This window comes from Actinomadura roseirufa, assembly GCF_900659635.1.
Taxonomy (GTDB): Bacteria; Actinomycetota; Actinomycetes; order Streptosporangiales; family Streptosporangiaceae; genus Spirillospora; species Spirillospora roseirufa.
In genome coordinates, this window is sequence record NZ_CAACVB010000110.1 from 1 (window position 1) to 26,047 (window position 26,047).

Genomic DNA, 26,047 nt, shown 5'->3' on the forward strand with positions numbered 1-26,047 from the left:
CGGAGCCGTCCGGGAGTTCCTCGCGCTGTGCCGGCGCGCGGGCTGGCGGCCGGCCGCCCTCGGCGCCGGCGCGGACCTGCTGCCCGCGTGGGCGCCGCTGCGCTCGTTCGGATTCGGCGACGAGGTCGTGGTGCGGCCAGCCGCGTTCACACTGGCGGGACGGCGGATGCGCAACGTCCGCCAGGCGGTGCGGCGCACCGAGAACGCCGGGGTCACCACCGAGATCCTCGCCGAGCGCGACCTTCCGCCGGGGCTGCGCGCCGCGTTGCTGGACGTCGCGTCCCGCTCGCTGGGCGGCGCCGCCGAGCGCGGGTTCTCGATGAACCTGGACGAGCTGCTCACCGGCCACCACCCGGGCGCCGTCGTCGCGGTGGCCTACGGGCGGGACGGCCGGCCGGTCGCCTTCCAGCGCTACGCGGCGGCCGGGCAGGGCCTCAGCCTGGACGCGATGCGCCGCGCCCCGGGCGGCCCCAACGGCGTCAACGAACGGCTGATCGCCGACGTGATCGGCTACGCGGGCGAGCACGGCCACGCGGTCGTCTCGCTGAACTTCGCGGCGTTCCGCGAGCTGCTGGAGTCCGCGGACCGCACCGCCGCCGAGAAGGCGGGCTACCGCGCGCTGCACCTGCTCGACCCGCTGATCGCGGTCGAGTCGCTGTACCTGTTCGACCGGAAGTTCGCCCCGGAGTACCGGCCGCGCTCGATCGTCTTCCGGTCGTGGTCGGACATCGTGTGGCTGGCGGCGGCGCTGCTCACCCTGGAGTTCGGCCGGACGCGCCCCCCGCCTGCGGCCGCGGAACCGGTCGCGGAGCCCGTACGCCGTCTCGGCCGTTCCTGACCCGTCGCCGGCCGAATCCCGCGCCTCCATCGGGCCCCGGCGACCTGCGCGCCCAGTGCCTGGTCGAGGCCGCCTACGCCGCCCACGCCTGACGGGCCGGGCGCGCGGTAGCCTGCCCGATCATGGACGTACGCGACCTGCACCCGTGGCCCGCCACCCCTGGGGAGGCGGCCGCCGTCCAGGACGAACTGCGCCCCCTCCTCGACCTGGACGCCCCCGGGCCCGCGCGCCCGCGCACGGTCGCGGGCCTGGACGTCTCCTACGCGGGCGACGGCGGCGGCACCGGTTCCCGCCTCGCGGCGGCGGTCGTCGTGCTGGACGGCACGTCCCTCGAAGTGGTGGAGGAGTCGGTCGCCGTCGGCACCGCCGCCTTCCCCTATGTGCCCGGCCTGTTCGCCTTCCGTGAGCTTCCCGCACTGGTGGAGGCGCTGCGCGGCCTGAAGACCGTCCCGGACCTCCTGGTCTGCGACGGCTACGGCCTAGCCCACCCCCACCGGTTCGGGCTGGCCTGCCATGTGGGCGTGCTCACCGGGCTCCCGGCGATCGGGGTCGCGAAGACCGGCTTCGTCGGCGCCTACGACCCGCCGGGCCCACGCCGCGGCGACACGACCCCGCTCGTCGACGGCGGCGAGGTCGTCGGCCGCGTGCTGCGCACCCAGGACGGCGTCAAGCCGGTCTTCGTCTCCGTAGGCCACCGCACGGACCTCGACACGGCATGCCGCAACGTCCTCGCCCTCACCCCGGACTACCGCCTCCCAGAGACCACCAGACGAGCCGACCGCCTCTCCCGCTCGGCCCTCTAGGGCACCCATGACGCCCACCGCAAAGCCTGCGGCCCGCACGGCCCCAGAGCGGGGTAAGGGGGCCGTGCGGGCCGGAGACTTGTCTCAATCCAGAACCTCAGTCACGTTCGCTCTGCACTCCGCCTGTACACCTCCGCCGTCTTCCAATGTGACCCCCTCAAAGTAGGCCGCCCCAAGCCCCCCACCCAGCCCCTTAAGCCTCCCTTAGGGAACCGCTCAGAGAGCCTTATTCACGCTCCGTCCAGCAAAGTCCGGGGACGTCGCTTCGAGAGCCGCTCACCTGCGCAAACCCCTGAGCAGGGAGGAGACCACCCCATGGCCGTAGAAATCACGGACGACACGATGACCGCGACCGTCCACGGCAAGACCGTCACCACGGCGGAGCACCCCCGCCCGAGCGTGAACCACGAAGCCCCGGTCACGTCCGCCATCAGACGTGACCGGGGCTTCCGCATGCCCGCCTACGCGACCAGAATCGTGCATCTCGGCGGCGACGCCGGCCGGGCCGGCGCGCGGGCGGCCGCCGAGGTTCTGCTGCTCGCGCTGCTCGAACCGGTTCCCGGCGCCGCCTTCCAGGTGGCCATGCCCGTCGACCCACGGGCGGCGCCACTGCACGGGCCGTGGGTACCGCAAGCCCCGTGCCTTCGCCGAGGCCTTCCAGCGCGTCACCGGGCAGGATCCCGGCGTGTACCGGCTTCCCGCCGCCTCCTAGGCGCCGCGCGCCGGGCGGTCTCCGGTTGAACCGGGCGCCGCGGATATCTCCCCGTCACCCCAAAAGATCTTCTTGTGACCATGTGTAGTTGATCTGTTACTTTGGGTAGTGACCTGGCGGTAGTTCAGGCACAAACCTGGAGGTAGGGATGCATGTAGGGGTAAAGGTCAGCGCGAGCCTGCTGGCGGCGGTCGCCGGGACCGCGCTGAGCCTCGGTCCGGTCGCCGGGGCCGCGGAACCGCCGCCGAGTACCGATCAGACGCAGCAGAACGCTCCCGATCCCCGGCCCCAGGACGAGGAGGGCCACGGTCCGGGGGCCATCGAGGTCGAGGGCGCCGACGCCGCCCGGGCGCTGGACCGCCTCAACGACCAGGGCAAGCTGCGCGTGCGCCTGTGCCACGGCGTCGTGCTGCCTTCGGACGGGCTGAACGTCCGCAGCGGGCCGGGAACCGGCTTCCGGATCGTCGGCGTCCTGCCGCACAACGCACGCGTGACGACGGACTGGGACACCATCCAGCGCAGGAACGGCTATCTCTGGGTGCGGCTGGAGAACAGCGGCAACTGGATCGCCGACTACAAGGTCGGTAACGGCAACGGCAAGTGGTACGTCGGGTACTCCGACTGCTGAGCCGTGCGGCCCGCGGGCCGGTGTCTCCGCCAGGCGCCGGCCCCACCCGCGGGCCCGCTCGGAGTCCGACGCGTTGGCTAGGGTCCGGGCATGAGAATCGTGCCGTACGTCGGTGATGAGAAGGAAAGCCTGTGGGTGAGCCTCGACCGGCACCGCGACGCGGTGCTCTGGAAGCTCGGAGGGCTCGACGAGGAGCGCCTGCGCCGGCCGATGACCCCGTCCGGGACGAGCCTGCTGGGGGTGACCAAGCACCTCGCGGCGGTCGAGTACTCGTGGTTCTGCACGACGTTCGGACGCGAGACCGAGCCGCTGCCCTTCGACGAGGATGACCCCGAGGCCGACCTGCGGGTGGAGCCCGGGGAGACCGCCGAGGGCGTCATCGCGTTCTACCGCCGGGCCCGCGCCGCGTCCGACCGCGTCATCGGCGCGCTGGAGGTCGGCTCCCGCGGCACGTCGTGGTACGGCGAGACCGTGACACTGCGCTGGGTGCTCATCCACATGATCGAGGAGACCGCGCGGCACGCCGGCCACCTGGACATCATCCGGGAGCTGCTCGACGGCGCGACCGGCGATCACCTTCGCGACCCGTCCTGAGCCCGTACCCGGCGATCGGCCGGTGTCAGGGGCGGGAGTGGCGGCGGCGGACGAGGCGGCGGGACCGGCGGGCCGGCGGCAGCCACTTCGTCCGGAACCACATCTGCACGTGGGCGCCGCCGAGGACGCTGCGGTGGATGCGCAGGTAGCCCCCGGTGGACTCGGCGGCGCGGCGGGCGATGTCGAGGCCGAGGCCGGTGGAGCCGCCGCCGCTGCTGCCGCGTTCGAGGGCGGCGGCGGGGTCGGCGATGCCGGGCCCGCCGTCGGCGACGAGGATGCCGGTGACGCCCTGCCCCTGGTGCAGCGTGACGGCGAAGCCGGTGCCCTCGGCGGTGTGCCGGAAGATGTTGCCGAGCAGCGCGTCCACGGCCGCGGCCAGCTCGGTCCCGGGCAGCGGCAGCGCGGCGGGCCGCTCGGCGCCGATCAGTTCGCACGCGCGGCCCTCGTCCTCGGCGAGGACGGACCAGAACGCGACCCGGTCGCGCAGCACCTTCGCCGCGTCGCAGTTGCCCCGCGCGGTCGGCCGCCGGACGGTGCGGATGATCTGGTCGACCTCGCGCTCGATGCGGTCGACGGCCTCGCGGGTCTGGTCGGGCACCGGCCCGTCGCCGAGGGCCTCGGCGTTCAGCCGCAGCGCCGCCAGCGGGGTGCGCAGCCGGTGCGACAGGTCCGCGGCCATCTCCCGCTCGGCGGCCAGCAACTGCACGACGTGGTCGGCCATGGCGTTGAACGCCAGGCCCGCCTCGACCAGCTCGGGCGGCCCGTCCGGCTCGATGCGCACGCTCAGCTCGCCGTCGCCGAACGCCGCGGCGGCCTCGGCGAGCCGCCGGGTCGAGCTGATCATCCGGGCGCCGAGCCGGTCGGCGACGCCGACGGACCCGGCGACGAGCGCCGCCGCGACGGCGGTCATGACGAGCCACGCCTTGCCGACGCCGCGGGACAGGTCCGCGTCGGGCAGGAACACCTCGACGACGGCGGTGCGGCCCGCGTCCAGCGAGACCGGCTGCAGCAGCGCGTAGCCGCCGGAGACGCGGGCGGTGTAGGAGCGTCCGCGGCGGCCGGCCTCGGCGACCTGCTCGGGCTGGGCGGCGACGTCGCCGCGGGGGGCGGCCGGGACGAGCCCGCCGGACGGCATGTGCACGGTCATCCGGTGCGCGGCGCCGGCCTGGCTGCTGGCGACGGCGCGCTCCAGCGCCGCGGGGTCCTCGGTGACGACCAGCACCGGGCCGAGCGCGCTCGCCTGCCGCTCGGCGGCGGTGAGCGCGCGGTCCCGGGCGATCTCCCGGACCGTCAGCGCGAGCGGGATGAGGAAGGCCAGGGCGACCATCGAGGTGACGGCCAGCGACACCAGGACGAGGGTGCGCCTCACGCCGGCCGGCCCGTCACCGCCGGCCCGGCTCGGCCAGCCGGACCCCGACGCCGCGCACGGTGTGCAGGTAGCGGGGCGCGGCGGCGGTCTCGCCGAGCTTGCGCCGCAGCCAGGACAGGTGCACGTCGATGGTCTGGTCGTCGCCGTAGGCCTGCCGCCACACCTCGGCGAGCAGCTCGCGGCGGGCCACGACCCGGCCGGGCCGGGCCGCGAGGTAGGCCAGCAGGTCGAACTCGCGGCGGGTCAGCTCGAGCGGCTCGCCGTCCAGCAGCGCCTCGCGCCGGTCCAGGTCGATGTGCAGCCCGCCGACGCTGAGCTCGGCGGTCGGCCCGGACCGCGCCGACCGGCGCAGCACCGCGGCGAGCCGGGCGCTGAGGTGCTCGGCGGAGAACGGCTTGATGAGGTAGTCGTCGGCGCCCGCGTTCAGCAGCCGGACGATCTCCGGCTCGTCGTCGCGGGCGGTCGCGATGATGACCGGCACGTCCGACACCCCGCGCAGCATCTTCAGCACCTCGGCGCCGTCGAGGTCGGGCAGCCCGAGGTCGAGGATCACGACGTCGGGCGGCGCCTGCGTGACCTCGCGCAACGCGTCCATCGCGGTCCCGGCGCTGCGGACGACGTGGGACCGCGCACCCAGCTCCCTGATCAGGGCGGAGCGGACGTTCGCGTCGTCCTCGACCACCAGAACACTCGCCATGGCGGAACCGTATGCCACCATATGTCGATGCGTCGCGCGATGTCGTATGTTGCCCCGTGGGCGGGGGTGACGACGCTCGCCGTGACGCTGTCCTGGCTGGGCGTGCGCGGCGTGGTCCGCGACACGCTGTCGGAACGGGCGGCGCCGATCGCCGGGCCGGTCATCCACGCGAGCCCGTCGATCCTGCCGGGGCAGACGAGCATCGGCTCCCCGGCGGTCCGGCCGGGGCCCGCGGCGGGCGTCGACCAGGGCCCGCGCCCGACGCCGACGCCGGCGCGGTCTCCGAAGTCGTCACCGAAGCCGACCGGGCGCCCGCCGCGCCCGCCGGGTCCGGTCCGCAGCTACGCGACGCTGGGCGGACAGGCCGCGATGGCCTTCTCCAACGGACGGGTCCGGCTGGTGTCGGCGACGCCCAACCCCGGGTACGAGACGCGTGTCACGGAGACGAGCTGGTTGCTGCGCGTCGACTTCCTCACCGAGAGGCACACGTCGTCGGTCATAGCGTCCTGGTACCAGCACCCGCCTACGGTGAGCCTGTACGAATACTGACCGTGTCCCTCTCCGACCGGGTCATCCGACCGCGTTCATCCAGCGGTCCAAGAGCACCTGCTTCGGTACGACGAACATGGCCGATGCCTCAACCGTGACGCGGCCCTCCGGTCCGGTGATGGAGCCGTCGGCGTAGACGCGGCGCCCCTCGGCGCGGGTCGCCTTCGCCTCCACCGAGAGCGGGACGCCGAGCGGCGTGGGCCGCCGGTAGCGCAGGTCCAGGGTCGCGGTCATGCCGGGGGTTCCGACGGCCGCCGCCGCCATGCCGAGGACCTGGTCGAGCACCATCGCCGAGATTCCGCCGTGGACGTGCGCGGGCGGCCCCTCGTAGACGGGTCCGAGCGTGAAGACGGCGCGTGCGACGCCCTCCGGGGTCACTTCGATGTCGACCGGGGGCGCGATGGGGTTGAGGGGTCCGGCGACGGGATTCGCGACGAATCCGCCGAGGTCGAGGGCATCGGACAGGTCGAGCGGCGGGGCGTGCCGGCGCACGGCCGCGAGGCGCTCGGTCAGCACGGCGACCTCGTCGGCGACCGCGGCGACCTCGGCGGGGTCCACGCCGCTGAGCACGGTCGCCTCGGTCAGCTCGCGGACGCGCGCGGCCAGCACCGCCAGCGCCTTCGTCTCGTCCGCCGCGAGCCTGCGCCGTCCCGCCGGTTCCCCGCCCATGGCACCCCCTTAGCCGAACGTGATTCTAAGAGATCGGGGCGCGGGGCGCACGCCGGGGGCGGCGTCGGACGGGCGGGTGCCCGGACCGCCGGAACGCGGGCCGCGCTTCACCCTGGCATGATTCCTGCAACGTGATGACCGCAACAGGACGGCGCTTCCGCCGCGACGGTGCCCGTCCGATCCACGACGACGCTCCCGCGCGAGAAGGAATCCCCTGTGACCGCTCCCCCTCCGCCGCCACCCGGCGCCGCCGATCGGCCGCCGCCCTACCACTCCCCCTATGGGCAGCCGCCCGGAGCGCCTCCGGGACCACCGCCCGGCGGCCCTCCCGGCGGAGGCATGCCGCCCGGCGGAGGCTACGACCCCCGCTGGGGCTACGGGCCTCCGGGCGTCCCGTACGGACCGCCCGGACAGACGCAGAACCAGGACACGACCTGGGCGATCTTCGCCTACCTCGGGGTGCTCCTGCTCGGCTTCCTCGCCCCGCTGGTCATCTACCTGGTCAAGAAGGGGGAGTCGGCCTTCGTCCGGTTCCACGCGGCCCAGGCGCTGAACTTCCAGATCACGCTGCTGCTCCACCTGCTGGCGGTCGCCGCCGTCTGCGCCCCGGTCGCGATCATCGCCGAGAACCCGGTGTTCCTCATCCCGCTCATCGCCCCCTATCTGGAGATGCTGCTCGGGCAGTGGGTCTTCCTGATCGTGGGCGCGGTCAAGGCGGGCAAGGGCGGCTACTACCGCTTCCCGGCGTTCTTCTGCTTCCGCATGATCCGCTGATCCGGGGCACGGTCACCGGACCCGGCGGGCGGGATCACCGAGCGGCGGCCGCCGGCCGGCCGTCCTCGGACGCGAAGGCGCAGACCGCCGCGGTCGCGTCATCGTGGATCTTGCCCCTGGGCCAGCGCGCACCGCGCGGGTCACCGCGCTCCGCCTCCCGTGTCCGGGCGATCAGGGCGCCGGGCCCCGACTCGTCCGCGAGGCGGGCCACCTCCGCCCAGCCGGTCAGCCGGAACCGGTCGACGAGGCGGGTCGCGCCGTCGGTGAGCAGGAACGCGCGCCGCAGCTCCCGGACGGGCACGGTCCCCGTGATGGCCGCGTCCGCCACGGCGGGATCGGCCGCCGCGAAGGGCGGCCCTCCGGTGATCTCCCGTAGGCCGTCCGGACCGTCCAGCAGCAGCGTCGAGTCGGCGAGGACGAGATAGTCGACCACCTCGCCCCGGACCCGCAGTGCCAGGACGGTCGCCGCCGGCGTGGTCACGGCGGCCAGATCGCAGCTCCCCCGGTGCGCGGCGGCCACGTCCGCGATCGCCCCCGCCAGCCTCGCGACCAGCGGCCGCGCCGCCGGCCGGTGCGCGCCCTCGGGCGGGCCGACCGGCGGCCCCGCCTGCGGCGCCTCGCCCAGCCCGTCCAGCATCCTCGCCAGCAGCCGGGTGCCGAGCGACCGCGCGTACCACGCGGTGCCGTGCACGCACCCGAGATCGGTGCCGAGCGGCAGGCCGCACCCGTCGAGCACGACCACGGCCCCCGCCGCGGCCGCGACGAAGTCCTCGTTGCGTCGCTCTGGACTTCCCTGCTCCGTCACCCACGTCACCCGCATCGCAGCCACCCTCCCGCGCGGAGCATGCCACAGGCCGGACGCCGACCGCCCCGGCGCCGCCTCTCAGTTCAGGCGGTGCCGGACGCGCCAGAGGCCGAAGGCCGCCAGCAGGCCGCTGAGAAGCAGGTAGAAGCCGGCCTCTAGGCACTGGAACGTCCAGTAGCGGTCACCCGGCTGATAGGTGATCTCGATGTGCAGGTCGAGCTCACCGAGGCAGACGGCCGTGTCACCGAACCTGCCCCCGGCGCCCGTCTTGGGCGGGGAGTTCAGGCAGGCGTTGAAGCGGCCCTCGCCGAGGGGACGGCCGTCGGCGGTCAGCAGCGCACTGGTCCCGCTGATCCACGCGCCGGGCTCGTCCGGCAGGGTGACGCCCCCGACGACCGCGCCGCCGCCGATGCTCCCCAGCGACCTGACCCGGTTGACGGCGTCCGCCGGCATCGCCATGGTCGTCGTCTTCGGCGGCACGAGGTGCGGGCGGACCATGGTGGGGACGAGGAACTGGACGGCGATGAACGCGGCCATCGTCACGGCGATCGCGGGCACCGCCCGGCGGACCACCAGGCCGACGACGGTCCCGAGGGTGACGGCGAACAGGGCGTAGGCGGCGGGCGCGATGTTGCGCGCGCCGAACAGGATGGTGTCGAACCGGTTCGCGCTCGCCTCGTCGACCGGGTGCGCGGCCCAGGTGAGCAGGGCACCGGCGACGCCCGCCGCCGCCACGGCGGCCAGGCCGACGGACAGGAGCTTGACGCCGAGCCAGCGGCGGCGCGTCACGCTCTGGTTCCAGACCAGCCGATGGGTTCCCGTTTCCAGCTCCCGGGCGACCAGGGGCGCGCCCCAGAAGGTGCCGAGAAGGGCGATCCCCAGGGCGAGCCCGGCGGCGAGGAACAGCATCGTGTCGCGGTAGCGGGCCTGGAAGTCGGCGAGCGCCGGGGCGCAGTCGCCTCCGCTCCCGCAGTGACCGCGCGCCGAGGAGTAGGCGTGGCGGACGTCCTCGCCGAGGTAGAGCATGTAGGCGGCGAACAGGCCCACCGCGACGGCGGTGACGAGCGCCTGCACGCGGAACTGGCGCCAGGTCAGCCAGATCATCGCGATACCTCCTGGCGTGAGCCGGTGTGGGAGACGGTCTGGGATTCGGCCCGGCTCATGTAGGCCAGGACGAGCTCCTCAAGCGTGACGGGCTCGGACGGCCACGACGGCGGCGCCGGAACCCCGCGATCCGGCACGTCGAGGCGCACCACCGCGCGGCTGTGGCGGTCGTCGTGCGTCGTGCCGATCAGCTCGGCTCCGGGGGGCGGCGCCGCGAGCCGGCCGCGCGGCGCGACCAGCGCGCGGTGCCCGGCCAGCAGGTCCCCGACGTCGCCCGCGACCTGGACGCGCGCGCCGCACAGCACGATGATGTGGTCGCAGACCCGCTCGACGTCGCCGAGCAGGTGCGAGGACAGCACGGCCCCCGCGCCCAGCTCGCTCACGAACCGCATCAGGTTCTGCAGGAACCCCTGCCGCGCGAGCGGGTCCAGCGCGGCGGCGGGCTCGTCGAAGATGAGCAGTTCGGGGCGCTTGGCCGCGGCGATCGTCAGCGCGAGCTGGGCGCGCTGGCCGCCGGAGAGGCCGCCGGCCCGCTGGTGCGGGTCCAGGCCCGCCTCGCGTACGCGGCGCTCGGCGAACGCCATGTCCCATCCCGGGTTCAGCTTCGCGCCCAGCCGCAGGTGGTCGGCCACGCTGAAGGACCGGTACACCGGGGCGTCCTGGGCCATGAAACCCACGCGCGCCAGATGCGCGGCGTCCGCCGCCGGACGCGAGCCGAGCACCCGCAGGCCGCCCGACGTCGGCTCGATCAGCCCGCAGGCCAGGTGCAGCAGGGTCGACTTGCCCGCGCCGTTGGGGCCGACCAGTCCGATGATCCGGTCCGGCGGGACCGTGAGGTCGACGCCGTCCAGCGCGGGCCGGCCGCGGCGGCCGTATCGCTTGGTGAGGCCCTCGGCGTGCAGAACCGGGGGCCGGGATTCGTCGTGAGGCATGGTCCGATCCTCGGCGGGCGCGCCGGGCCGGGACATCGGCCCAAAGCACCCTTCACCACCCGGGCGGCGGTACTTTCGGCCGGTACGGCGCGCGGGGGCGGGCGTCAGGCGCCCTCGACGATCCGGTTCTCCCACGCCCACGCGACGACCTCGACGCGGTTGCGCATGCCGAGCTTGGCCTGGACGCTCGCCATGTGCCCCTTGACGGTGCTCAGGGAGATGAACAGGTCGGCGGCGACCTCCTGGTTGGTGCGCCCGCGGGCCACCGCCCGGACGACCTCCAGCTCCCGCTCGGTGAGCGGCGGCGCGGGCCGGTCCCGCCCCGCGGGCCGGGTGGCCTCGGTCAGATGCCGCAGCAGCCGGACGGTGACCGACGGCGACACCAGCGCCTCCCCGTTCACGGCGGCGCGCACCGCCTCCACGAGCAGCGCGGGACCGGCCCCCTTGAGGACGAAGCCGACGGCTCCGCCGCGCAGCGCGCCGTAGACGTACTCGTCGAGGTCGAACGTCGTGACCACGACGACGCGCAGCGGGTCGGCCGCGTCCGGGCCGGCCAGCGCCCGGGTGACCTCGATGCCGTCGAGTCGGGGCATCCGGATGTCCACCAGGCACACGTCCGGACGCAGCCGCCGCGCCGCCTCGATCGCCTCGACGCCGTCGGCCGCCTCGGCGACCACCTCGATGCCGGGCCGGTCCTCCAGGATGAGGCGCAGCCCGCGGCGGATCATCGCCTGGTCGTCGGCGATCAGCACCCTGATGGTCATCCGGTCTCCCCGGCCCCGGGCAGGGGCAGGGCGGCGCGGACGGACCAGCCGCGCCCGTCCCGGGGGCCGGCCTCCAGCGTCCCGCCGAGCGCCTCGACGCGTTCGCGCATGCCGAGCAGACCGTACCCGCCGGCGGCGACGCCCCTGGCTCGCGCCGGAGCGCCGGGGGCGTCGTCGGCGACCTCGACGGCGACGGCGGCGCCGTCGCGCCGGACGGTCACGACGACCGACCGGGCCAGCGGCGCGTGCCGCGCGACGTTCGTCAGCGACTCCTGGACCACCCGGTAGACGGTGCCCGCCACCTCGGGCGGCCAGTCGCGGTCCTCGTCCGCCAGGTGCAGCCGCACCGCCGGGCCGGTCCGGCCGAAGCGCTCCACCAGCTCCTCCAGCCGCTCCGGGCCGGACGACAGCGGCGCCGCGTCGCCGGCGTCCCCGGGGTCGCGCAGCAGGCCGACGGCGCGGCGCATCGCGGCCAGGGCGTCGGCGCCCGCGGTCTCGATCTCGGTGAGGGTCCGCGGCACGTCCTCGGGCCGCCGACGCGCGACGACCTGGGCCGCCTGGGTCTGGATCAGCATGCTCGCGATGTGGTGGGCGACGACGTCGTGCATCTCGCGGGCGAGCGCGAGCCGTTCCTCCCGCCGCACCCGCTCCGCCGTGACCCGCGCGCGTGCGGCGGGCAGCCGCAGCGAGAGCCCGGTCACGACGGCCGCGCACCAGCACAGGAGCTCGATGTCGGCCACCGAGGAGCCGCTGGAGGACGTCCGGGCGGCGATCTCGCCTGCCACGGCCACGGCGAGCCCGCCGCCCGCGACCGCTCCGGCGGTCACCGGCGGCAGCGTCCGCACCACGAAGCCGACCAGCACGGCCAGGCCCAGCGCCATGGCCGGGCCCGGCTCGCCGGGCAGGTGGAGCAGCCGGGCGGCCGGGACCGCGGCGGCCGCCACCGCCAGCGCCAGGGCCGTGGTCCCTCTCGGCCACCGGTTCCGGAGCAGGGCCAGGACGCACACCGACGCCGCCGCCGCGCTCCCGGGCGGCCAGTACTCCGCGCCCCAGCTCGTGGCGACGGCGAGGGCCTGGACGGTCACGGCCGTCAGGAACAGCGCGCCGAGCCCGGTGGCCGTACCGAGTCGCGCCCGATGGTTTCCACTGTGCATGCGGCTCAGGCTTGGCGACGCGTGTCTCACGGACAACCGGCCGAAAGCATGGTCTTGCCCGGCCCGCGCCGTACTTTGAGCCGGTTCCGCGACGGCGGCGCGTGCCTCATGGCCCTTCCGGCGTGCCGGCGCCGTCCAGAGCGGCCTTGACGAACCAGGCGATCGACGGCGACCGGCTGCCCTCCTGCCAGAGGGCCAGGGTCCGGTACGGTGCCGCGTCGCGCACCGGACGGTACGTCACGTCCGGGCGGACGTTCCTCTCGGCCAGCGAGGCGGGGACCAGCGCGACGGCTCGGCTCAGGGCGACCACCTCCAACAGCTGGGCGGTGTCGCGCACGACCGGCCCGTCGCCCGGACGGTCCGGGTTCCCCAGCCAGTAGTCGCGGTCGACGACGCCCGGCGGACTCCACCGGGGCGCCGGCTCACCGGCCAGGTCGGCGATATCGAGGACGTCGCGCGCGGCCAGCCGGTGCGCGGGGGCGAGCGCCGCGACGCGCGGTTCGGTGGCCAGCAGCTCGGTGTCGAGGCCACGGCCGTCGAAGCATCCGGCGATCGCCACGTCCGCGCGCCCGTCGCGGACCATGTCGGCCTGCTCACCGAAGCCGCTCATCACGATCTGGAGCTCCGGGGCGCCCGGCTCCGCGCGGAAACGCTCGCCGATCCGGCGGAGCAGGTCCGTGGCCACCCCCGGCTTGGCGGTGACCACCAGGCCCCGGCCGGGACGTCCCGCGCGCCGCGTCCTGCGGACCGCCCTTTCGAGGGCGCCGAGGACCACGGCCGCCTCCTCGGCCAGCGTCTCGCCCGCCCGGGTGAGCGCCGGCCGGGGTCCCGTGCGATCGAGAAGGGCGACACCGAGCCTGCGCTCCAGCCGCCGTATGGCCCGGGACAGGGGCGGCTGCGCGATGCCGAGCCGCTCGGCGGCGCGGGTGATGTTCAACTCCTCGGCGACGGCACGGAAGTAGCGCAGTTCACGGATCTCCGGCTCCGGCATACCGCCAGGGTATGGCGCCCCACCCACTCGGTCCTTCCCGCCCGGAGCCCCGGCTGCTGGGGTGGACGCATGAACACGAACGAGGTGGCGCTCGTCACCGGCGGCAACAGGGGAATCGGCCTGGAGATCGTCCACCGGCTGGCCCGGCAGGGCCTCACCGTGTATCTCGGCGCCCGCAGTCCCGAGCGCGGGAACGCGGCCGTCCGGGAACTGAAGAACGCGTCGGCCCCGGCGCGCGCCGGGGCGGGGCTCGACATCCGGTTCGTGCGGCTCGACGTGACCGATCCGGAGTCCGTCGAAACGGCCGTGCGCGGGGTCGAGACCGAGACGGGACGCCTGGACGTGCTCGTCAACAACGCCGGGATCATGGTCGAGTGGGGCATCGCGGTCCCCGACGTCACGGCGGCTCATCTGCGCGAGGTGTACGAGGTCAACGTCTTCGGAGTCGTCACGGTGACGTCGGCCTGCGTGCCGCTGCTGCGCCGCTCCCCCAATCCGCGGATCGTCAACATGTCCAGCGGGCTCGGGTCGCTCACCGTCCTGAGCGCCCCGGCCGATCCCGGCTCGGCCCGGCGCTTCCTGGCCTACGGCTCGTCCAAGGCGGCGCTCAACGCCCTGACCCTGATGTACGCCGACGCCCTGCGCGCCGACGGCATCAAGGTCAACGCCGTCAGCCCCGGCCTCGTGCCGACCGGCCAGAACGCCGCCGCGACCTTCCCCCGCGGCGACCGCACCACGGCCGAGGGCGCCACCGTCCCGGTCCTGCTCGCGACGATCCCGCCCGGCGGCCCGTCCGGCGTCTTCCGCGGCCCGGACTCGCTGGACGAGGTCATCCCCTGGTGAGCAGTGGTCCTCAGCCGTCACGCGAGCCCGTCGGCCGAGCTTGCGATCAACACCGCCCGGTCGTCGATGGCGGCCACGGCCCGGACGGGGGCTCCGTCGGCGGCGGCGAGGGCGAGGGGGAACAGGGAGACCTCGACCGAGCGGCCCGCCGCCTGGGCGTCCAGGAGGCGGGGCAGGTTGTTGAGGTTCTCGGCGATGACCGCTCCCGCGCCGCAGAGAACGCGGTGGGCCTCCAGGGAGAAATCGTCCGAGCCGGGAGGCGGTGTCGGGTCGACGCTCAACGCGTCGATGCCGACGGTGCGGACCCCGGAGCCGACGATCGCCTCGGCGGTCTCGCGCGTGAGGTACGGGTGGGCGAGATAGGCGTCGGTGGCCCAGTGGTCCGACCAGCCCGTCGCGATGAGGAGGACGATGCCGGGGGCGAGTCCCTCCGGGAGGGCGTCGGGAGTGATGGGCGCGCGCGGAGCGAGGTCGCGCACGTCCATGACGGCGGCGGGGCCGGTGAAGCGTTCGAGGGGCAGTTCGTCCAGACGCGGGAGGGCGTCGTCGATGTGGAACGGGGCGTCGACGTGGGTACCGGACTGCGAGCCCAGGTGAAGGCGCAGGACGTTCACGCCGTGGTCGGCGACCGTCAGGGCGGGGACGGCCTCCACTTCGGGATCGCCCGGGTAAACGGGCATCCCGGTGGCGATCGGCCATGACAGGTCGAGGAGCTCAACGGCCATGACGCCGATTATCCCGGGTCCGTGCCGACCCGATAGCGTGACGGGGTGTTGCCTCATGTGACAGCCATCCGTTACGTGACGCCGCTGCGTGAGGGCGGGTCGCTGCCGGGCGTCGTCGAGGCCGACGACCTCGGGACGTACGTCATGAAGTTCCATGGCGCCGGGCAGGGCCGCAAGGCCCTCATCGCCGAGGTGATCGCGGGTGAGCTCGCGCGCCGGGTCGGCCTGCGGGTCCCCGACCAGGTGCTCATCGACCTGGATCCGGCGATCGGACGGCATGAGCCCGATCCCGACGTGCAGGATCTGCTCAAGGCGAGTCCGGGCTGGAACCTCGGGGTGGACTTCCTGCCGGGGTCGCTCGGGTTCGACCCGCTCGGGTGGAGGCCCGATCCCGCGTTCGCGTCGCGCGTCCTGTGGTTCGACGCGTACATCGGCAACGTGGACCGCAGCTGGCGCAACCCCAACCTGCTCGTCTGGCACCGGGACGTGTGGCTGATCGACCACGGCGCGAGCCTGATCTTCCATCACGCGTGGGCGAACGCGACACGGCTGTTCTCCGGCCCGTACGACCTCGACGACCACGTGCTGACGCCGTTCGCGACGGAGCTGGAGGCCGCCGAGGCCGACCTGGCGCCGCGGATCACCGAGCCGCTGCTGCGCGAGGTGATCGGGCTGGTGCCCGACCACTGGCTGGACGGCGAGCCGGGGTTCGCCGGCCCGGCGGCGCTGCGGGACGCCTACCTGGAGATCCTGCTCCCCCGCGTCGGCAAGCCGCGCGACTGGCTGCCGGACCTCGACGTGCGGCACCGCGCGCGCAGCGCGGACGGGCGGCGCGGCGAGAACCGCCCGGCATGGCTGGACGGCTCCTCATGAGCAACATCCGGACGGCCGCCGAACCGACCGTCTTCGAGTACGCGGCGCTGCGCGTCGTCCCGCGCGTCGAACGGGGCGAGGTCATGAACGTGGGCGTGGTCGTGTACTGCCGCGCCTTGGACTATCTGGGGTGCAGAACCCACCTGGACGAGCGGCGGCTCCTGGCCTTGGACTCGTCACTGGACCTCGAAGGGGTCGGCACCGCCCTCAAGGCCGTGGACGCGATCTGCTGCGGGGGCGAGCGCGCCGGGCAGGCCGCGGCCGAGGCGCCCGGTGCGCGGTTCCGCTGGCTGACGGCGCCGCGCAGCACGATCGTCCAGCCTGGGCCGGTCCACGCCGGCCTCACCGCCGACCCGGCGGCGGAGCTGGAACGCCTGCTGGACCTCCTCGTTCTCTGAGACGCCGTCCTCCGAGACGCCGTTCTCTGAGACGTGCCCTGATACACCGCGGGCGGAGCCGGGCCGGGCCCCGCCCGGTGTCCGGGGCGGGGTCAGTCCCATTCCCAGCGGATGCCGTGGTAGCCCGCCGCCATGCCGAACTCGATGAAGTGGACGCTGTGGTAGCTGGACATCCGCAGGTCCGCCGAGTCCTTCAGGGCGGTGTGGCCGTCCGGACGCCACGTCCGGTAGCACCGTGCGGGAAGCATCGCCGGGTGGAAGCGCACCTCGATCAGGAACTCGTGCTGCGGGGTGCGGAATCCGCGGCCCTCCTCGGTGACGGGCGGCCCGGTCTCGTCGAAGCCGAACCCGTACTCCAGCAGGTAGGTCTCACCACGGCCGAGCGCCCGGTCGAACAGCAGCTCGGCGGCGATGAGGCCGCTGGCCTCGTCCATCCGGACGCGGCCGAACCGGCAGCCGCGGGCGATGCGCGAGGACGGCAGGATGCCCTGCGGGTGGTGGTACACGGTGATCCACCGGTCGACGCCGCGCTGCTGCGCCTGGAAGACCGCGCGGGTGCGCACCTCCAGCAGCTCACGGCGGCGCCCGATGACGTGCTGGTCGTGCAGGCTGAGCCCGGTGAGCTGCCGCTCGCCGCGGTCGCCGATCTCGTCCAGCAGGTCCTTGACGCCCGGTTCGGGGCACAGCTCCTCGACCGGCAGCCACGGCCCGGCGGACCGCTCGGCGGTCGGTTTCAGCAACGTCAGCAGCGAGTGCCGCGGCAGTTCGAGGATCACCTCCAGACCGCGCACGGCGCGCAGCGAGTCGGCGCGCTCGGGCCTGGTCCTGCCCCGCTGCCAGTAACTCAGCGTGGACAGGCTGACCGCGATGCCCTGTTCCTCCAACCGGCGCCTCAGCGATTCGAGGCTGAGGCCGCGTGCCTGGATGGCCGCGTGAAGGGCCACGTTGAAGGGACCGTATTGCAGCACCTGGAGGAGGTCGTCCTCCGTCACGCTCTGCACAGCTCGGCCTCCGGATCCACTCCGGCCGGCCCCCGTCAACGGCCTTGACAACTGCACTTGCAATTTCAGGGCTCACTGTAAGGCCCAGAAGGCCGCAAAGCCAACAGGCAATTTGTCACAACGCCCAACCCCGGCGGCCGTTCGGGCGGTCCATGGGGCCTCGAATCCGCGTTCCGGCGGGGGTTCGCGCCGGAGACGCCCGATCGGAGCGGACGCGCCGCCCGCGAGCTCCCGGCGCCGCCCGGCGCCCGCTCACTGCCATTCCCACTCGATGCCGACGATGCCGCGCCGCACGTTGGCGACGGCGAGGTTCGCGCTGCCGGACGTGCCGATCCACAGCTCCCCGAGGCGGCGCCTGGGGGCCTCGGCGGTGTCGGCGGTGAAGCCGTAGCAGCGGGCCGGCAGCCGCCCGCCCTCGAACTGGATGATCGCCACGTAGTCGTGGACGGGGTGGGCGAACCTGCGGTCGTAGCCGTCGCCGAGGTGCGCCTCGCCCAGCGGGCCCAGCTCGTACTCGATCACCGCGGTGTCGCCCGCCGCCAGCACCCGGTCGAAGACGAGCTCGAACGCGATCAGCCCGCCCTCGGCGCGGATCCGCCCGGGCCTGCAGTACCGGACGGCCAGAAGCTCGGCGCCGCCCGGCCCGCCGCCCAGCGCACCGTCCAGCCCGCCGTCCGGGCCGCCGTCCAGGGCACCGCCGGGGCCGCCGTCGAGCGCACCGCCGGGGCCGCCGTCCTCGTCGACGTCCTCCGGGAAGCCCAGCTCGACGTCATGGTCCGGGCCGTCCAGGGCGAGCGCGGTGTCCCCTTCCGGCCTCATTTCCACGAAGTCGCGTAACACCGGTTCGGGATCGATGAAGTCGCCGCCGTCGGGTATCGAGCCCGCGTCGAGGCTCACCGGCCCGCCGCCCGGCGGCTCGCGCCCCTCGAAACCGTCCGCGGCGGCCTCCCGGCTCTGCCCCGCGAGTCCGCCCCGCTCCCGCCCCAGCCACTCCAGGATCTCGGCCTCGGGTTCCGGCTCCTGCTCGGTGTCCTCCCGCCCAGCCCACTCGCTGTCCGGCTGCTTCTGGACGTCCGTCGCGGCACCGTCCTCGGCCGGGCAGGGCTTGGGCGTTTGCGACACGGCCAAACCCGTCCGGTGGACGCAGACGACGCGGTCGATGTCGTCGCCCGCGGCGCGCAGGACGGTCCGCACCGACAGCGTCCAGGAACGGCGCGTCTCGTCCAGCCGGTAGACGTCGTGAATGCTGAGCCGCTCCAGCCGGTGGTCGCCCGACCGGTCGAGCTGCGCGACGAGGTAGGCGTACTGGTCGGGATCGGGCCACAGGTCGCTCGCGGCGCGGCCCCGGTCGCCGGGACCGGCCGGGCCCGTGGCGAGCCCGGCGCGCCCGGCGCCGCCCCGCACGGACGGCGCGCTGGGCGCCGGGTCGTCGAGCAGGTCGGTCAGCGTCCCGGTGGCGACCTGGAGGATCTCCTCGAGCGCGGCGACGACCACGCGCGAGCGCGGCCTGCTGCGGCCCCGCTGCCAGTAGCTCAGCGTGGCGACGCTCACCGTCAGGCCACGCTGGCCGAGTCGGTGACGTATCCGTTCCAGTGTCAGCCCGCTCGCCTGGATGGCCTGCCGCAATGCCCCGGCGAATTCCACGGCCGGATGGTACATGTCCCTGGCCATCCCGTCAGTGCCCGGCGAGGACCTGGCACGCCAGGACAAGCGGCCGAGCATGACGACCGGGACCGCCGGCCCGAGATGAGACGAGCTGACAGTACCGCTAGAAGAGCACGGACATGAAGGATCCGGTCTCGGCGAATCCTACCCGCCGGTAGGCGGCTCGCGCACGCGTGTTGTAGTCATTGACGTACAAGGAGACCGTCGGCGCGATGCTGCGCAGCGCCTCCCGCACGACGGCGGACATGCCCGACTCCGACAGGCGCCGCCCCCGCAGCTCGGGCGGGACCCACACGCCCTGGACCTGGCAGGCCAGGGGGGTGACGGCACCGATCTCGGCCTTGAACATGACCCGGCCGTCCTCGATGCGGGCGAAGGCGCGGCCGTCCCGGATCAGCTCGGCGACCCGCGCGCGGTAGAGCACTCCCCCGTCGCCGGTGTTGGGCGAGACGCCGACCTCCTCGGTGAACATCGCGACGCAGGCGGGGTAGACGACATCGAACTCGTCCATGCGGACCCGCCGCACCTCCTCGTCCGGCTCGACGTCCGGGACCGCGGCGGTCGACATGACGGGCTGCGCCGATCGCACGGCGCGCGGCGGCCCCCAGTACGGCGCGAGGATCTCCCACATCTCGCCGACCGCCTCGACCGGGCCGACGATGGACGAGCAGCGCCGGCCCTGGGCCTGGGCGCGCTCGGCGAACGCGCGCACGGCCTCGGGCCCGGCGGAGATGGGGATGAGGTTGGCGCCCGAGTAGCACAGCGAGACCAGCCGCCCCTCGCGGAGGTAACCCCACATCTGGGCACCGAGCCGGCGCGGGTCGAGACCGGCGACGTGGACGCGGGAGCCGACGAACACGTTCGCGACCGGGTCGGCGTCGAGGATCGCGAGCGCCTCCGCCCGGTACCGGTCGTCCAGGACCCGTACCGGCAGCGACCCCAGCATGCGCACGGCTACCGGCTCCCGGGCGCGGCCGCTCCCCGCGCGGCCATCTGCACTGTCAGCACCACGCCGACAAGCCTATGACGTCCCCCGACTCGGTCTCTCCACCGGCTCCCCGGCCGCCCGTCCCCGGCCCCACCCGGCCCCCGGCGCGAGATCGTCCGGCCGTGTGGACCGTCCCACCCCGGCCGGGCCCGCGCCGGTCCTCGGCGCCCTTGTCCGAGCGGGGTTCTCGGTGTGTCCGGGCGTCCCGCGCGCGCTCGGCGCGATTCCCGAGCGGCCCGTCCGCGCCGTCCGAGTGGTCAGCCGAGCGCGATGCGGGCGTCGCGCTTGTACCCGGAGGCGGCGGGCTCGGGGTGCGGGCCCGCGGGGCATTCGGCGTCCACCCCGGGCCTGCCCGGCGGCAGCGCCCCTCCGCCCAGGAAGCGCGCGACGGCCGTGTCGACGCAGTGGTCCCCGGTGAAGGCGACGCCGTGGTTGCCGCCGCCGGTCTCCACCATCAGGCGGGACGCAGGGAAGCGGCGGTGCATCTCCAGGGCGCCGCGGAACGGGGTGGCGGCGTCGTCCGTCCCCTGGACCAGCAGGATCGGCAGGGAGGGAGAACCGTGGACGGCGGGCGGCGGCCCACCGGGCACGGGCCAGTACGCGCACGGAGCGTTGTACCAGGTGTTCCCCCAGGTCTCGAAGCGGTAACCCGCGCGGTACAGGCGCTCGCTGTCGGCGTGCCAGCGGCGCCAGTCGCGTGGCCACGCCGCGTCGCGGCACTGGACGGCGTTGTAGACGGTGTAGTTGTTCTGGTCGAGCCAGGTCGGCGGCGTCCAGGCCCTGCGCAGGGGCCGGGGGTCGTGCCGCACGGCGTACGCCGACAGCGCCGCGGCGTGGGCCGGCCAGGTGTAGTCGCCGTAACCGTCGGAGAGGAAGACGTCGTCGAGTTCGGACGCGCCGACCTTGCCGTCGATGGGCTCGGCCTTCAGGGACGCGCGGGCGCGCGCGTAGGCCGCGGCGACCGCGCGGCGCGTCCGGCCGAGCCGGTAGGCGGCGTCGTGCCGGGCGATCCAGCCGAAGTACGCGCGGACGCGCTTCTCGAACGCGACGTTCTGGTCGAGGTTGTTGCCGTACCAGACCCCGCTGGGACGGACGACGCTGTCGAGCACCATGCGGCGGACCCGGCCCGGGTACAGGGTGGCGTAGACGGCGCCGAGGTAGGTCCCGTACGAGTAGCCGAAGTAGTTGATCTTGCGCTGGTGGAGGGCGGCGCGGATCACGTCCAGGTCGCGCGCCCAGTCGAGGGTGCCCATGTGCGGAAGAAGCGCGCGGTACCGCCTGCCGCAGTCGCGGGCGAAGGCCGCGGCGCGCCGCGTCCAGGCCCGCTCCGCCCGCGCGTCGGCGGGTACGGCCTCGGCACGCGGGCGCCCGGGGTCCTGGTAGCTCTTGTCGCAGACCAGCGCGGGCCTGCTCGCGCCCACGCCGCGGGGGTCGAAGCCGATCCAGTCATAGGACGCCGCGACCTTCTTGGGGAGCGCCCTGCTGAACACGCCGGCCAGGTCGCGGCCGTGTGCGCCGGGGCCGCCCCTGTTCAGCAGGACCACGCCTTGGGACCGGGCCGAGGTGTGCCGCGCCCTCGCCAGGGCGAGGGTGATCTGCTCACCGCGGGGACGGGCGTGGTCGAGGGGCACGCGGATGGTCGCGCACTGCAGTCCCTTGAGTCGCGCGCCCTCCACCGGGTCCTTACGGCGGCAGGGCGACCAGGCGAGCCCCGCGGGGCGCGGGGCCGGGTCGGGACCGGCCTCCGGGGTCCCGGCGTCGGCGCGGGCTCCGGCGGGCGCGGCCCGGACGTCCGGTGCCCCGGTGGGGGCTCCCAGGGCCGCTCCGGCGATCCCGAGCGTGACGGCGGCGGCGGCCGTCCCGGCGGCGGCCCTCTTTCCAGCGTTCAGCACCCCCGCTTTCTACCGGCGGGGGGCCGCGGAACCGCCGAACCCCGGATCGCGCGATTCCCCCCGGAACCGGGACCGCGCAGGACCAACACCACGCGGGATCACTCGGGGCCGGCACCGCGCGGGCGTAACGCGGCGTGCCCGCCGCCCCCGGGGAGGGGGCGGCGGGCACGCGCTCGATCGGGTGTCGCGGGATCAGTCCGTCACGGGCGGCCGACCGGGAGGTCCTTGCCCGTCGCGGGGCGGACGGACTTGGCCGCCGCGCCCGTCGGGTCCGGGTCGTTCAGGGCCGGCACCGCCGGGCAGGCGGCGTCCGCGCCGGGACGGCTCTTCGGCAGCCATCCGCTGTCGAGGTAGGCGGCGACCTTGTCGTCCAGGCAGGCGTTGCCGTTGAGCGTGTTGGCGTGGGTCTTGCCGCCGATCTCCTCGACCAGGCGGGAGTTCGGGAAGACCTTGTGCATCTCGCGGCCGCCGGCGACCGGGGTCGCGGCGTCCTGCGTGGACTGCACGAGCAACATGCCCGGGGCGTTCTTGCCCGTGAGCTTGAGCGCCGGGCCGCCCTGGAACGGCCAGAACGCGACCGGGGCGTTGAACCAGACGTTGCTCCAGGTGTTGAAGCGGTAGCCCTGCTTGTACAGGCGGGCGGCGTCGTTGTGCCACTTGCTCCAGTTACGGGGCCACTTGGCGTCCGCGGCCTGGACGGCGTTGTACACGGCGAAGCTGTTGTCGTCGCCGCCCGGGTTGAGGTTGTCGAGCAGGGCGGAGGCGTCCTTGGCGTTGACCCACTTCGACAGCGCGTCCGCGTACGGGATGTAGAAGCCGGTGTTGTAGCCGGCGTTCAGCACGATGTCGTCGAGCTCGTCCGGCCCGATCTTGCCGCCGATCGGGGCCTTCTTGGCGGCGGCGCGGGCCGCGTAGTACCAGGCCTCGACGGCCTTCTCGGTCTTGCCGAGGTGGTAGACCGAGTCCCACTTGGCGATCCAGGAGAACCAGGACTTGAGGTTGCGCTCGAACGCCTTGTCCTGCTCTAGCTGCGAGTCGTACCAGACCGTCTTCGGGTTGACGTTGCCGTCCAGCACCATGCGCTTGACGCGCTTGGGGAAGAGGGTGGCGTAGGTGGCGCCGAAGTAGGTGCCGTACGAGAAGCCGTACCAGGAGATCTTCTGCTGGCCGAGCGCCGCGCGGATCGTCTCGATGTCACGGGCGGCGTCGGTGGTGCGCAGGTGGGGCAGCAGCCAGCCGAACTTCCTGGCGCAGTCCTGCGCGTACTTCTTGGACTTGGCGATCCAGGCCCGCTCCTCCTTCGCCGACCCGGGGACGTAGTCCGGGCGGATCGGGTCGGAGTAGTGCGGGTCGCAGGTCAGCGCGGGCTTGCTGGCGCCGACGCCGCGGGGGTCGAAGCCGATGATGTCGTACTTGGCCGCGGTCTCGGCGTGGCCGGCGCCGCCGAGCCACCGGGCGAGGGCGGGGCCGTAGGGGAGACCGCTCGCACCGGGACCTCCCGGGTTCACGAACAGGACGCCCTGGTAGTTCCGGGAGTCGGTGTGCTTGAAGCGCGACACCGCGACGGAGATCTTGCGGCCGTTCGGCTTGCGGTGGTCGAGCGGGACCGGCACCTGGGCGCACTCGGCCTTGCCCATCGGGTCGTTCGGCCCGCTGACCTCGCACTTGCCCCAGGCGATGCCCTTGGCCGCGACCGCGCTCGGGGCGCCCGCGCCGGCGGCGGACGCCGACGCGGTGACGGCGGACACGGTGCCGCCGGCGGCCACGGCCAGCGCGGCCGTGACGATGACGATCCTCTTCACCAAACCCCCTCGGGGCGGCGGGCCCGGGGCCGGCCGGGGACCGGTGGGAGCGCCGCCGACGCAGAGCCGATACGTGGACGGAGACGAAATTGTTTCGGGTCTGCCGACGCCGGCGGGAGGGTCCGAGGCGAGAGGATGCGAAATCGTGACAAGATCACATCACGTCCCGTGACCCCGTCCCCCCTTCGGCCGGAAGGCCGCCGCGGCGGGCGCCCGAGACGGCCGGGAGACGCGACGGGAGACGGCCGGGAGACGCCCTGAGGGGCGCTGTGCGGACGCGGAAGGGCCCCGGGGATCACGATCCCCGGGGCCCCGGTGTTTCGGCCGTGACGCCGTGCTGGGCCGGGCGTCAGCGGTATCTCAGGCGGTCTCCGGCGTCAGCGGATGACGTCGTTGCGGAGCGCGCCGGCGCCGGACAGGCTCTTGGCGGAACCCTGCGCGGGCGGGGTCGGGTCGCCGAGCTGCGGGACGTGGACGGTGTCCTCCTTCGGCCGCTCGCCCTTCAGGAAGTAGGCGTCGAAGTAGGCGTCCACGGCGGCCGAGCCGCGGTGCACGATGCAGTGCGTGCGGTCGCCGTCCTGGACGACCAGGCGCGAGTCCTTGAGCCGGCGGTGCAGCTCGAGGGCCCCCGCGTACGGCGTGGCCGCGTCGGCGGTGGACTGGAACATCAGGATGTTCTTCGGGAGGTCCTTGGTGTGACCGACGTTCACCGGCTTGCCGGCCTTGGCGGGCCAGAACAGGCAGGGAGCGTTGTACCAGGCGTTGCTCCAGGTGAGGAACGGGTGCTTCTTGTTGATCTTGTCGTTGTCCCGCTGCCACTTCTTCCAGCTCAGCGGCCACTGGACGTCGGTGCACTGGACGGCGCTGTACACCGCGTAGCCGTTGTCGTCGGCGCCGCCGGTCGTCTGCGCGCCGAAGGTGAGCGCGAAGGTGGCCTCGTCACCGGCCTTGAGGGCCGACAGGGCGTGGGCGTAGGAGTGCCACACGGCCTGGCTGCGCCGGTAGGCGGCGTTCTGGATGACGTCGGTCAGCTCGTCCGGGCCGACGGCGACGGTGTCGCCGCTGCTCGGGTCCTTGTAGATGACCGGCTTGGTCTTCAGCTTGGCGCGCAGGTCGTAGAAGAACTTGCGGACCTCGGCCTGCTTGGTGCCCAGGTGGTACACCGAGTCGTACTTGGCGATCCAGCCCAGGTAGTAGTCGATGTTCTGGTCGAACGCGATGTCCTGGTTCAGGTTGGCGTCGTACCAGACGTCGGACGGGCCGACGTTGCCGTCCAGGACGATGCGCCCGACCTTCTTCGGGTACACGGTCGCGTAGGTCGAGCCGAGGTACGTGCCGTAGGAGGCGCCGTAGTAGTCGAGCTTCTTGCTGCCGAGCGCCTTGCGGATCGACTCCACGTCGTTCACGGAGTCGATCGTCTTGATGTGGTTCAGCAGGCCGATCTTGTCGGCCTTCTTGCAGGCGTCCGCGTAGCCCTGGGACTTCTTCAGCCAGGTGGCGACGGACTTGGGGTCGCCGGTGCCGTAGTCCGGACGCGGGGCGTTGGTGTAGTTGGGGTCGCAGCTGAGCGCCGGGACGCTCCTGCCGACACCGCGGGGGTCGAAGCCGATGACGTTGAACGCCTCGCGCATCGGGGCGGAGTTCTGCGCGAACACCCGCGGCCCGAAGATCGCGCCCGCGCCGCCGGGACCGCCCGGGTTGACGACGATGTCGCCCTTGGCCGGGCCCTTGCCCGTGTGCGGGGTGCGGGTGAGCTGAAGGGTGATCTTCTTGCCCTTGGGCTTGGCGTAGTCCAGCGGCACCTGGAGCTCGGCGCACTGCACGATCTTGGAGACCGGGTAGAGCACGTCGTACAGGTCGTGCACCTGCTTGACGAAGTCGGCGGGACAGGCGTGCCACTTCGCCGCTGCCGGGTCGAACCCGCCCCTGCCGGACGGGCCCGCGGCCGCCTGCGCGCTCGCGGTGCCGAGCCCGGCGAGACCGAGCCCGGCCATCGCGGTCACGACGACGATCCTCTTCACATATCCCCCTATTACGGCCTGACTCCGGGTGAGTCAGACATACGGGTAAATGAGGGAAGATTGTTACGGGGGTGCCGCGCGGCCCGACAGAGCCCCCCGCAAGTGGATGCAAAACCGTGACAGAATCCTCGGAACTTCGTGATGCATCCGAACGTTCCGATTCCGGGCGAGCGCGCAGGGTGAGACGGCCGCGCGCGATCCGCCGGAACCCCTTGCGGCGCGGCCTTCCCGGGGCATGCGAAAGGGCCTCCGGAACGGTGTCCGAAGGCCCTTTCAGTTCGCGCCCGACGCGCCGGGGATGATCAGCTGACGACCACCTCGGCGCCCGGGCCGCCCACCGATCCGTCCTCTCCGATCTCGATGCCCATCTCCTCGGCGATGCGCATGGCCTCCTCGATGAGGGTCTCCACGATCTGCGCCTCCGGGACGGTCTTGACGACCTCGCCCTTGACGAAG

At 73.7% G+C, this 26,047-nt stretch carries 26 protein-coding genes and 1 pseudogene; 10 read left to right on the forward strand and 17 right to left on the reverse strand.

From position 1 onward, the window contains the following. The 5 genes from E1291_RS22530 to E1291_RS22550 all read left to right on the forward strand — a co-directional run. Window positions 1–838: phosphatidylglycerol lysyltransferase domain-containing protein (locus E1291_RS22530; protein ID WP_131739963.1), on the forward strand; the 838-nt coding region annotated here is incomplete at its 5' end. A 122-nt stretch (window positions 839–960) separates the two neighbouring features. After that, window positions 961–1,641 carry an endonuclease V gene (locus tag E1291_RS22535; RefSeq protein ID WP_131739964.1) on the forward strand — a complete coding sequence of 227 codons (681 nt, stop codon included), beginning with the start codon at window positions 961–963 and terminating at the stop codon, window positions 1,639–1,641. 315 nt (window positions 1,642–1,956) lie between these two features. Next, entirely contained in the window at window positions 1,957–2,382 is a 426-nt protein-coding gene (locus tag E1291_RS22540; RefSeq protein WP_131739965.1) for a hypothetical protein, read from the forward strand. Window positions 2,383–2,501: 119 nt separating this feature from the next. Beyond that, on the forward strand, window positions 2,502–2,981 hold the full coding sequence (locus E1291_RS22545) for an SH3 domain-containing protein (protein WP_131739966.1): 480 nt from the start codon (window positions 2,502–2,504) through the stop codon (window positions 2,979–2,981). Between the two features lie 90 nt (window positions 2,982–3,071). After that, window positions 3,072–3,575 (forward strand): DinB family protein, encoded by a 504-nt coding sequence (locus E1291_RS22550; RefSeq protein WP_131739967.1) that lies wholly within the window; start codon window positions 3,072–3,074, stop codon window positions 3,573–3,575. A 25-nt stretch (window positions 3,576–3,600) separates the two neighbouring features. On the opposite strand, the gene E1291_RS22555 is transcribed toward E1291_RS22550, so the two are convergent. Both E1291_RS22555 and E1291_RS22560 read right to left on the reverse strand, forming a co-directional pair. Then, complete coding sequence (locus E1291_RS22555; protein ID WP_131739968.1) at window positions 3,601–4,944, reverse strand: sensor histidine kinase; 1,344 nt, start codon at window positions 4,942–4,944, stop codon at window positions 3,601–3,603. Between the two features lie 13 nt (window positions 4,945–4,957). Continuing rightward, on the reverse strand, window positions 4,958–5,641 hold the full coding sequence (locus E1291_RS22560) for a response regulator transcription factor (protein ID WP_207400882.1): 684 nt from the start codon (window positions 5,639–5,641) through the stop codon (window positions 4,958–4,960). 39 nt (window positions 5,642–5,680) lie between these two features. Between E1291_RS22560 and E1291_RS22565 the strand changes: the two genes are divergently transcribed. Further along, window positions 5,681–6,190, forward strand: coding sequence for a hypothetical protein (locus tag E1291_RS22565; RefSeq protein WP_131739970.1), 510 nt, complete (start codon window positions 5,681–5,683; stop codon window positions 6,188–6,190). Window positions 6,191–6,211: 21 nt separating this feature from the next. On the opposite strand, the gene E1291_RS22570 is transcribed toward E1291_RS22565, so the two are convergent. Beyond that, the gene (locus E1291_RS22570) at window positions 6,212–6,859 is read right to left on the reverse strand and encodes a PaaI family thioesterase (RefSeq protein ID WP_131739971.1); all 648 of its coding nucleotides are present in this window, start codon (window positions 6,857–6,859) and stop codon (window positions 6,212–6,214) included. Window positions 6,860–7,198: 339 nt separating this feature from the next. Between E1291_RS22570 and E1291_RS22575 the strand changes: the two genes are divergently transcribed. Beyond that, the gene (locus E1291_RS22575) at window positions 7,199–7,633 is read left to right on the forward strand and encodes a DUF4870 domain-containing protein (protein ID WP_242614312.1); all 435 of its coding nucleotides are present in this window, start codon (window positions 7,199–7,201) and stop codon (window positions 7,631–7,633) included. Window positions 7,634–7,667: 34 nt separating this feature from the next. Here the strand turns inward: E1291_RS22575 and E1291_RS22580 are convergent, their stop codons facing one another. The 6 genes from E1291_RS22580 to E1291_RS22605 all read right to left on the reverse strand — a co-directional run bounded on the left by E1291_RS22580 (window position 7,668) and on the right by E1291_RS22605 (window position 13,383). Continuing rightward, window positions 7,668–8,453 (reverse strand): integrase, encoded by a 786-nt coding sequence (locus tag E1291_RS22580; protein ID WP_131739973.1) that lies wholly within the window; start codon window positions 8,451–8,453, stop codon window positions 7,668–7,670. Between the two features lie 63 nt (window positions 8,454–8,516). Beyond that, window positions 8,517–9,542, reverse strand: a complete 1,026-nt coding sequence (locus tag E1291_RS22585) for an ABC-2 membrane transporter-related protein (protein ID WP_131739974.1) — start codon at window positions 9,540–9,542, stop codon at window positions 8,517–8,519. Next, window positions 9,539–10,474, reverse strand: a complete 936-nt coding sequence (locus E1291_RS22590; protein WP_131739975.1) for an ABC transporter ATP-binding protein — start codon at window positions 10,472–10,474, stop codon at window positions 9,539–9,541. Before E1291_RS22590 ends, E1291_RS22585 begins: the two co-directional genes overlap by 4 nt. A gap of 104 nt (window positions 10,475–10,578) precedes the next feature. Then, the gene (locus E1291_RS22595) at window positions 10,579–11,238 is read right to left on the reverse strand and encodes a response regulator (RefSeq protein ID WP_131739976.1); all 660 of its coding nucleotides are present in this window, start codon (window positions 11,236–11,238) and stop codon (window positions 10,579–10,581) included. After that, window positions 11,235–12,392, reverse strand: a complete 1,158-nt coding sequence (locus tag E1291_RS22600) for a sensor histidine kinase (protein ID WP_131739977.1) — start codon at window positions 12,390–12,392, stop codon at window positions 11,235–11,237. Before E1291_RS22600 ends, E1291_RS22595 begins: the two co-directional genes overlap by 4 nt. 106 nt (window positions 12,393–12,498) lie before the next feature. Further along, window positions 12,499–13,383, reverse strand: a complete 885-nt coding sequence (locus E1291_RS22605; protein ID WP_131739978.1) for a LysR family transcriptional regulator — start codon at window positions 13,381–13,383, stop codon at window positions 12,499–12,501. 69 nt (window positions 13,384–13,452) lie between these two features. On the opposite strand from E1291_RS22605, the gene E1291_RS22610 reads away from it, so the two are divergent. Continuing rightward, entirely contained in the window at window positions 13,453–14,226 is a 774-nt protein-coding gene (locus tag E1291_RS22610; protein WP_131739979.1) for an SDR family oxidoreductase, read from the forward strand. A gap of 17 nt (window positions 14,227–14,243) precedes the next feature. Here the strand turns inward: E1291_RS22610 and E1291_RS22615 are convergent, their stop codons facing one another. Next, on the reverse strand, window positions 14,244–14,951 hold the full coding sequence (locus tag E1291_RS22615) for a cyclase family protein (RefSeq protein WP_131739980.1): 708 nt from the start codon (window positions 14,949–14,951) through the stop codon (window positions 14,244–14,246). A 45-nt stretch (window positions 14,952–14,996) separates the two neighbouring features. Between E1291_RS22615 and E1291_RS22620 the strand changes: the two genes are divergently transcribed. Beyond that, on the forward strand, window positions 14,997–15,824 hold the full coding sequence (locus E1291_RS22620; protein ID WP_131739981.1) for a HipA family kinase: 828 nt from the start codon (window positions 14,997–14,999) through the stop codon (window positions 15,822–15,824). After that, complete coding sequence (locus tag E1291_RS22625; protein WP_131739982.1) at window positions 15,821–16,222, forward strand: DUF3037 domain-containing protein; 402 nt, start codon at window positions 15,821–15,823, stop codon at window positions 16,220–16,222. The genes E1291_RS22620 and E1291_RS22625 overlap by 4 nt, the downstream gene beginning before the upstream one ends. A gap of 92 nt (window positions 16,223–16,314) precedes the next feature. On the opposite strand, the gene E1291_RS22630 is transcribed toward E1291_RS22625, so the two are convergent. From E1291_RS22630 to E1291_RS44110, 7 genes and pseudogenes are all read right to left on the reverse strand, one after another. Further along, window positions 16,315–17,223 carry a hypothetical protein gene (locus E1291_RS22630; RefSeq protein ID WP_131739983.1) on the reverse strand — a complete coding sequence of 303 codons (909 nt, stop codon included), beginning with the start codon at window positions 17,221–17,223 and terminating at the stop codon, window positions 16,315–16,317. A gap of 252 nt (window positions 17,224–17,475) precedes the next feature. Next, entirely contained in the window at window positions 17,476–18,867 is a 1,392-nt protein-coding gene (locus tag E1291_RS22635; RefSeq protein WP_131739984.1) for a helix-turn-helix domain-containing protein, read from the reverse strand. Between the two features lie 124 nt (window positions 18,868–18,991). Further along, a complete protein-coding gene (locus E1291_RS22640) occupies window positions 18,992–19,834 on the reverse strand; it encodes a GNAT family N-acetyltransferase (RefSeq protein ID WP_131739986.1) in 843 nt (280 codons plus the stop codon). 299 nt (window positions 19,835–20,133) lie between these two features. After that, entirely contained in the window at window positions 20,134–21,768 is a 1,635-nt protein-coding gene (locus E1291_RS22645) for an alpha/beta hydrolase (RefSeq protein WP_242614313.1), read from the reverse strand. Between the two features lie 200 nt (window positions 21,769–21,968). Further along, complete coding sequence (locus E1291_RS22650; protein WP_242614314.1) at window positions 21,969–23,570, reverse strand: alpha/beta hydrolase; 1,602 nt, start codon at window positions 23,568–23,570, stop codon at window positions 21,969–21,971. Between the two features lie 377 nt (window positions 23,571–23,947). Then, a complete protein-coding gene (locus E1291_RS22655) occupies window positions 23,948–25,591 on the reverse strand; it encodes an alpha/beta hydrolase (RefSeq protein WP_131739985.1) in 1,644 nt (547 codons plus the stop codon). A gap of 302 nt (window positions 25,592–25,893) precedes the next feature. Next, a pseudogene (locus E1291_RS44110) lies at window positions 25,894–26,047 on the reverse strand (flavodoxin-dependent (E)-4-hydroxy-3-methylbut-2-enyl-diphosphate synthase); the annotation flags it as partial.

Bases quoted from the DNA above. Each gene is read 5' to 3' on its own strand.
- E1291_RS22535 (WP_131739964.1), top strand. From the start codon at position 961: ATGGACGTACGCGACCTGCACCCGTGGCCCGCCACCCCTGGGGAGGCG.
- E1291_RS22540 (WP_131739965.1), top strand. From the start codon at position 1,957: ATGGCCGTAGAAATCACGGACGACACGATGACCGCGACCGTCCACGGC.
- E1291_RS22545 (WP_131739966.1), top strand. From the start codon at position 2,502: ATGCATGTAGGGGTAAAGGTCAGCGCGAGCCTGCTGGCGGCGGTCGCC.
- E1291_RS22550 (WP_131739967.1), top strand. From the start codon at position 3,072: ATGAGAATCGTGCCGTACGTCGGTGATGAGAAGGAAAGCCTGTGGGTG.
- E1291_RS22560 (WP_207400882.1), bottom strand. From the start codon at position 5,641: ATGGCGAGTGTTCTGGTGGTCGAGGACGACGCGAACGTCCGCTCCGCC.
- E1291_RS22565 (WP_131739970.1), top strand. From the start codon at position 5,681: ATGTCGTATGTTGCCCCGTGGGCGGGGGTGACGACGCTCGCCGTGACG.
- E1291_RS22570 (WP_131739971.1), bottom strand. From the start codon at position 6,859: ATGGGCGGGGAACCGGCGGGACGGCGCAGGCTCGCGGCGGACGAGACG.
- E1291_RS22575 (WP_242614312.1), top strand. From the start codon at position 7,199: ATGCCGCCCGGCGGAGGCTACGACCCCCGCTGGGGCTACGGGCCTCCG.
- E1291_RS22580 (WP_131739973.1), bottom strand. From the start codon at position 8,453: ATGCGGGTGACGTGGGTGACGGAGCAGGGAAGTCCAGAGCGACGCAAC.
- E1291_RS22585 (WP_131739974.1), bottom strand. From the start codon at position 9,542: ATGATCTGGCTGACCTGGCGCCAGTTCCGCGTGCAGGCGCTCGTCACC.
- E1291_RS22590 (WP_131739975.1), bottom strand. From the start codon at position 10,474: ATGCCTCACGACGAATCCCGGCCCCCGGTTCTGCACGCCGAGGGCCTC.
- E1291_RS22595 (WP_131739976.1), bottom strand. From the start codon at position 11,238: ATGACCATCAGGGTGCTGATCGCCGACGACCAGGCGATGATCCGCCGC.
- E1291_RS22600 (WP_131739977.1), bottom strand. From the start codon at position 12,392: ATGCACAGTGGAAACCATCGGGCGCGACTCGGTACGGCCACCGGGCTC.
- E1291_RS22605 (WP_131739978.1), bottom strand. From the start codon at position 13,383: ATGCCGGAGCCGGAGATCCGTGAACTGCGCTACTTCCGTGCCGTCGCC.
- E1291_RS22610 (WP_131739979.1), top strand. From the start codon at position 13,453: ATGAACACGAACGAGGTGGCGCTCGTCACCGGCGGCAACAGGGGAATC.
- E1291_RS22615 (WP_131739980.1), bottom strand. From the start codon at position 14,951: ATGGCCGTTGAGCTCCTCGACCTGTCATGGCCGATCGCCACCGGGATG.
- E1291_RS22625 (WP_131739982.1), top strand. From the start codon at position 15,821: ATGAGCAACATCCGGACGGCCGCCGAACCGACCGTCTTCGAGTACGCG.
- E1291_RS22640 (WP_131739986.1), bottom strand. From the start codon at position 19,834: ATGCTGGGGTCGCTGCCGGTACGGGTCCTGGACGACCGGTACCGGGCG.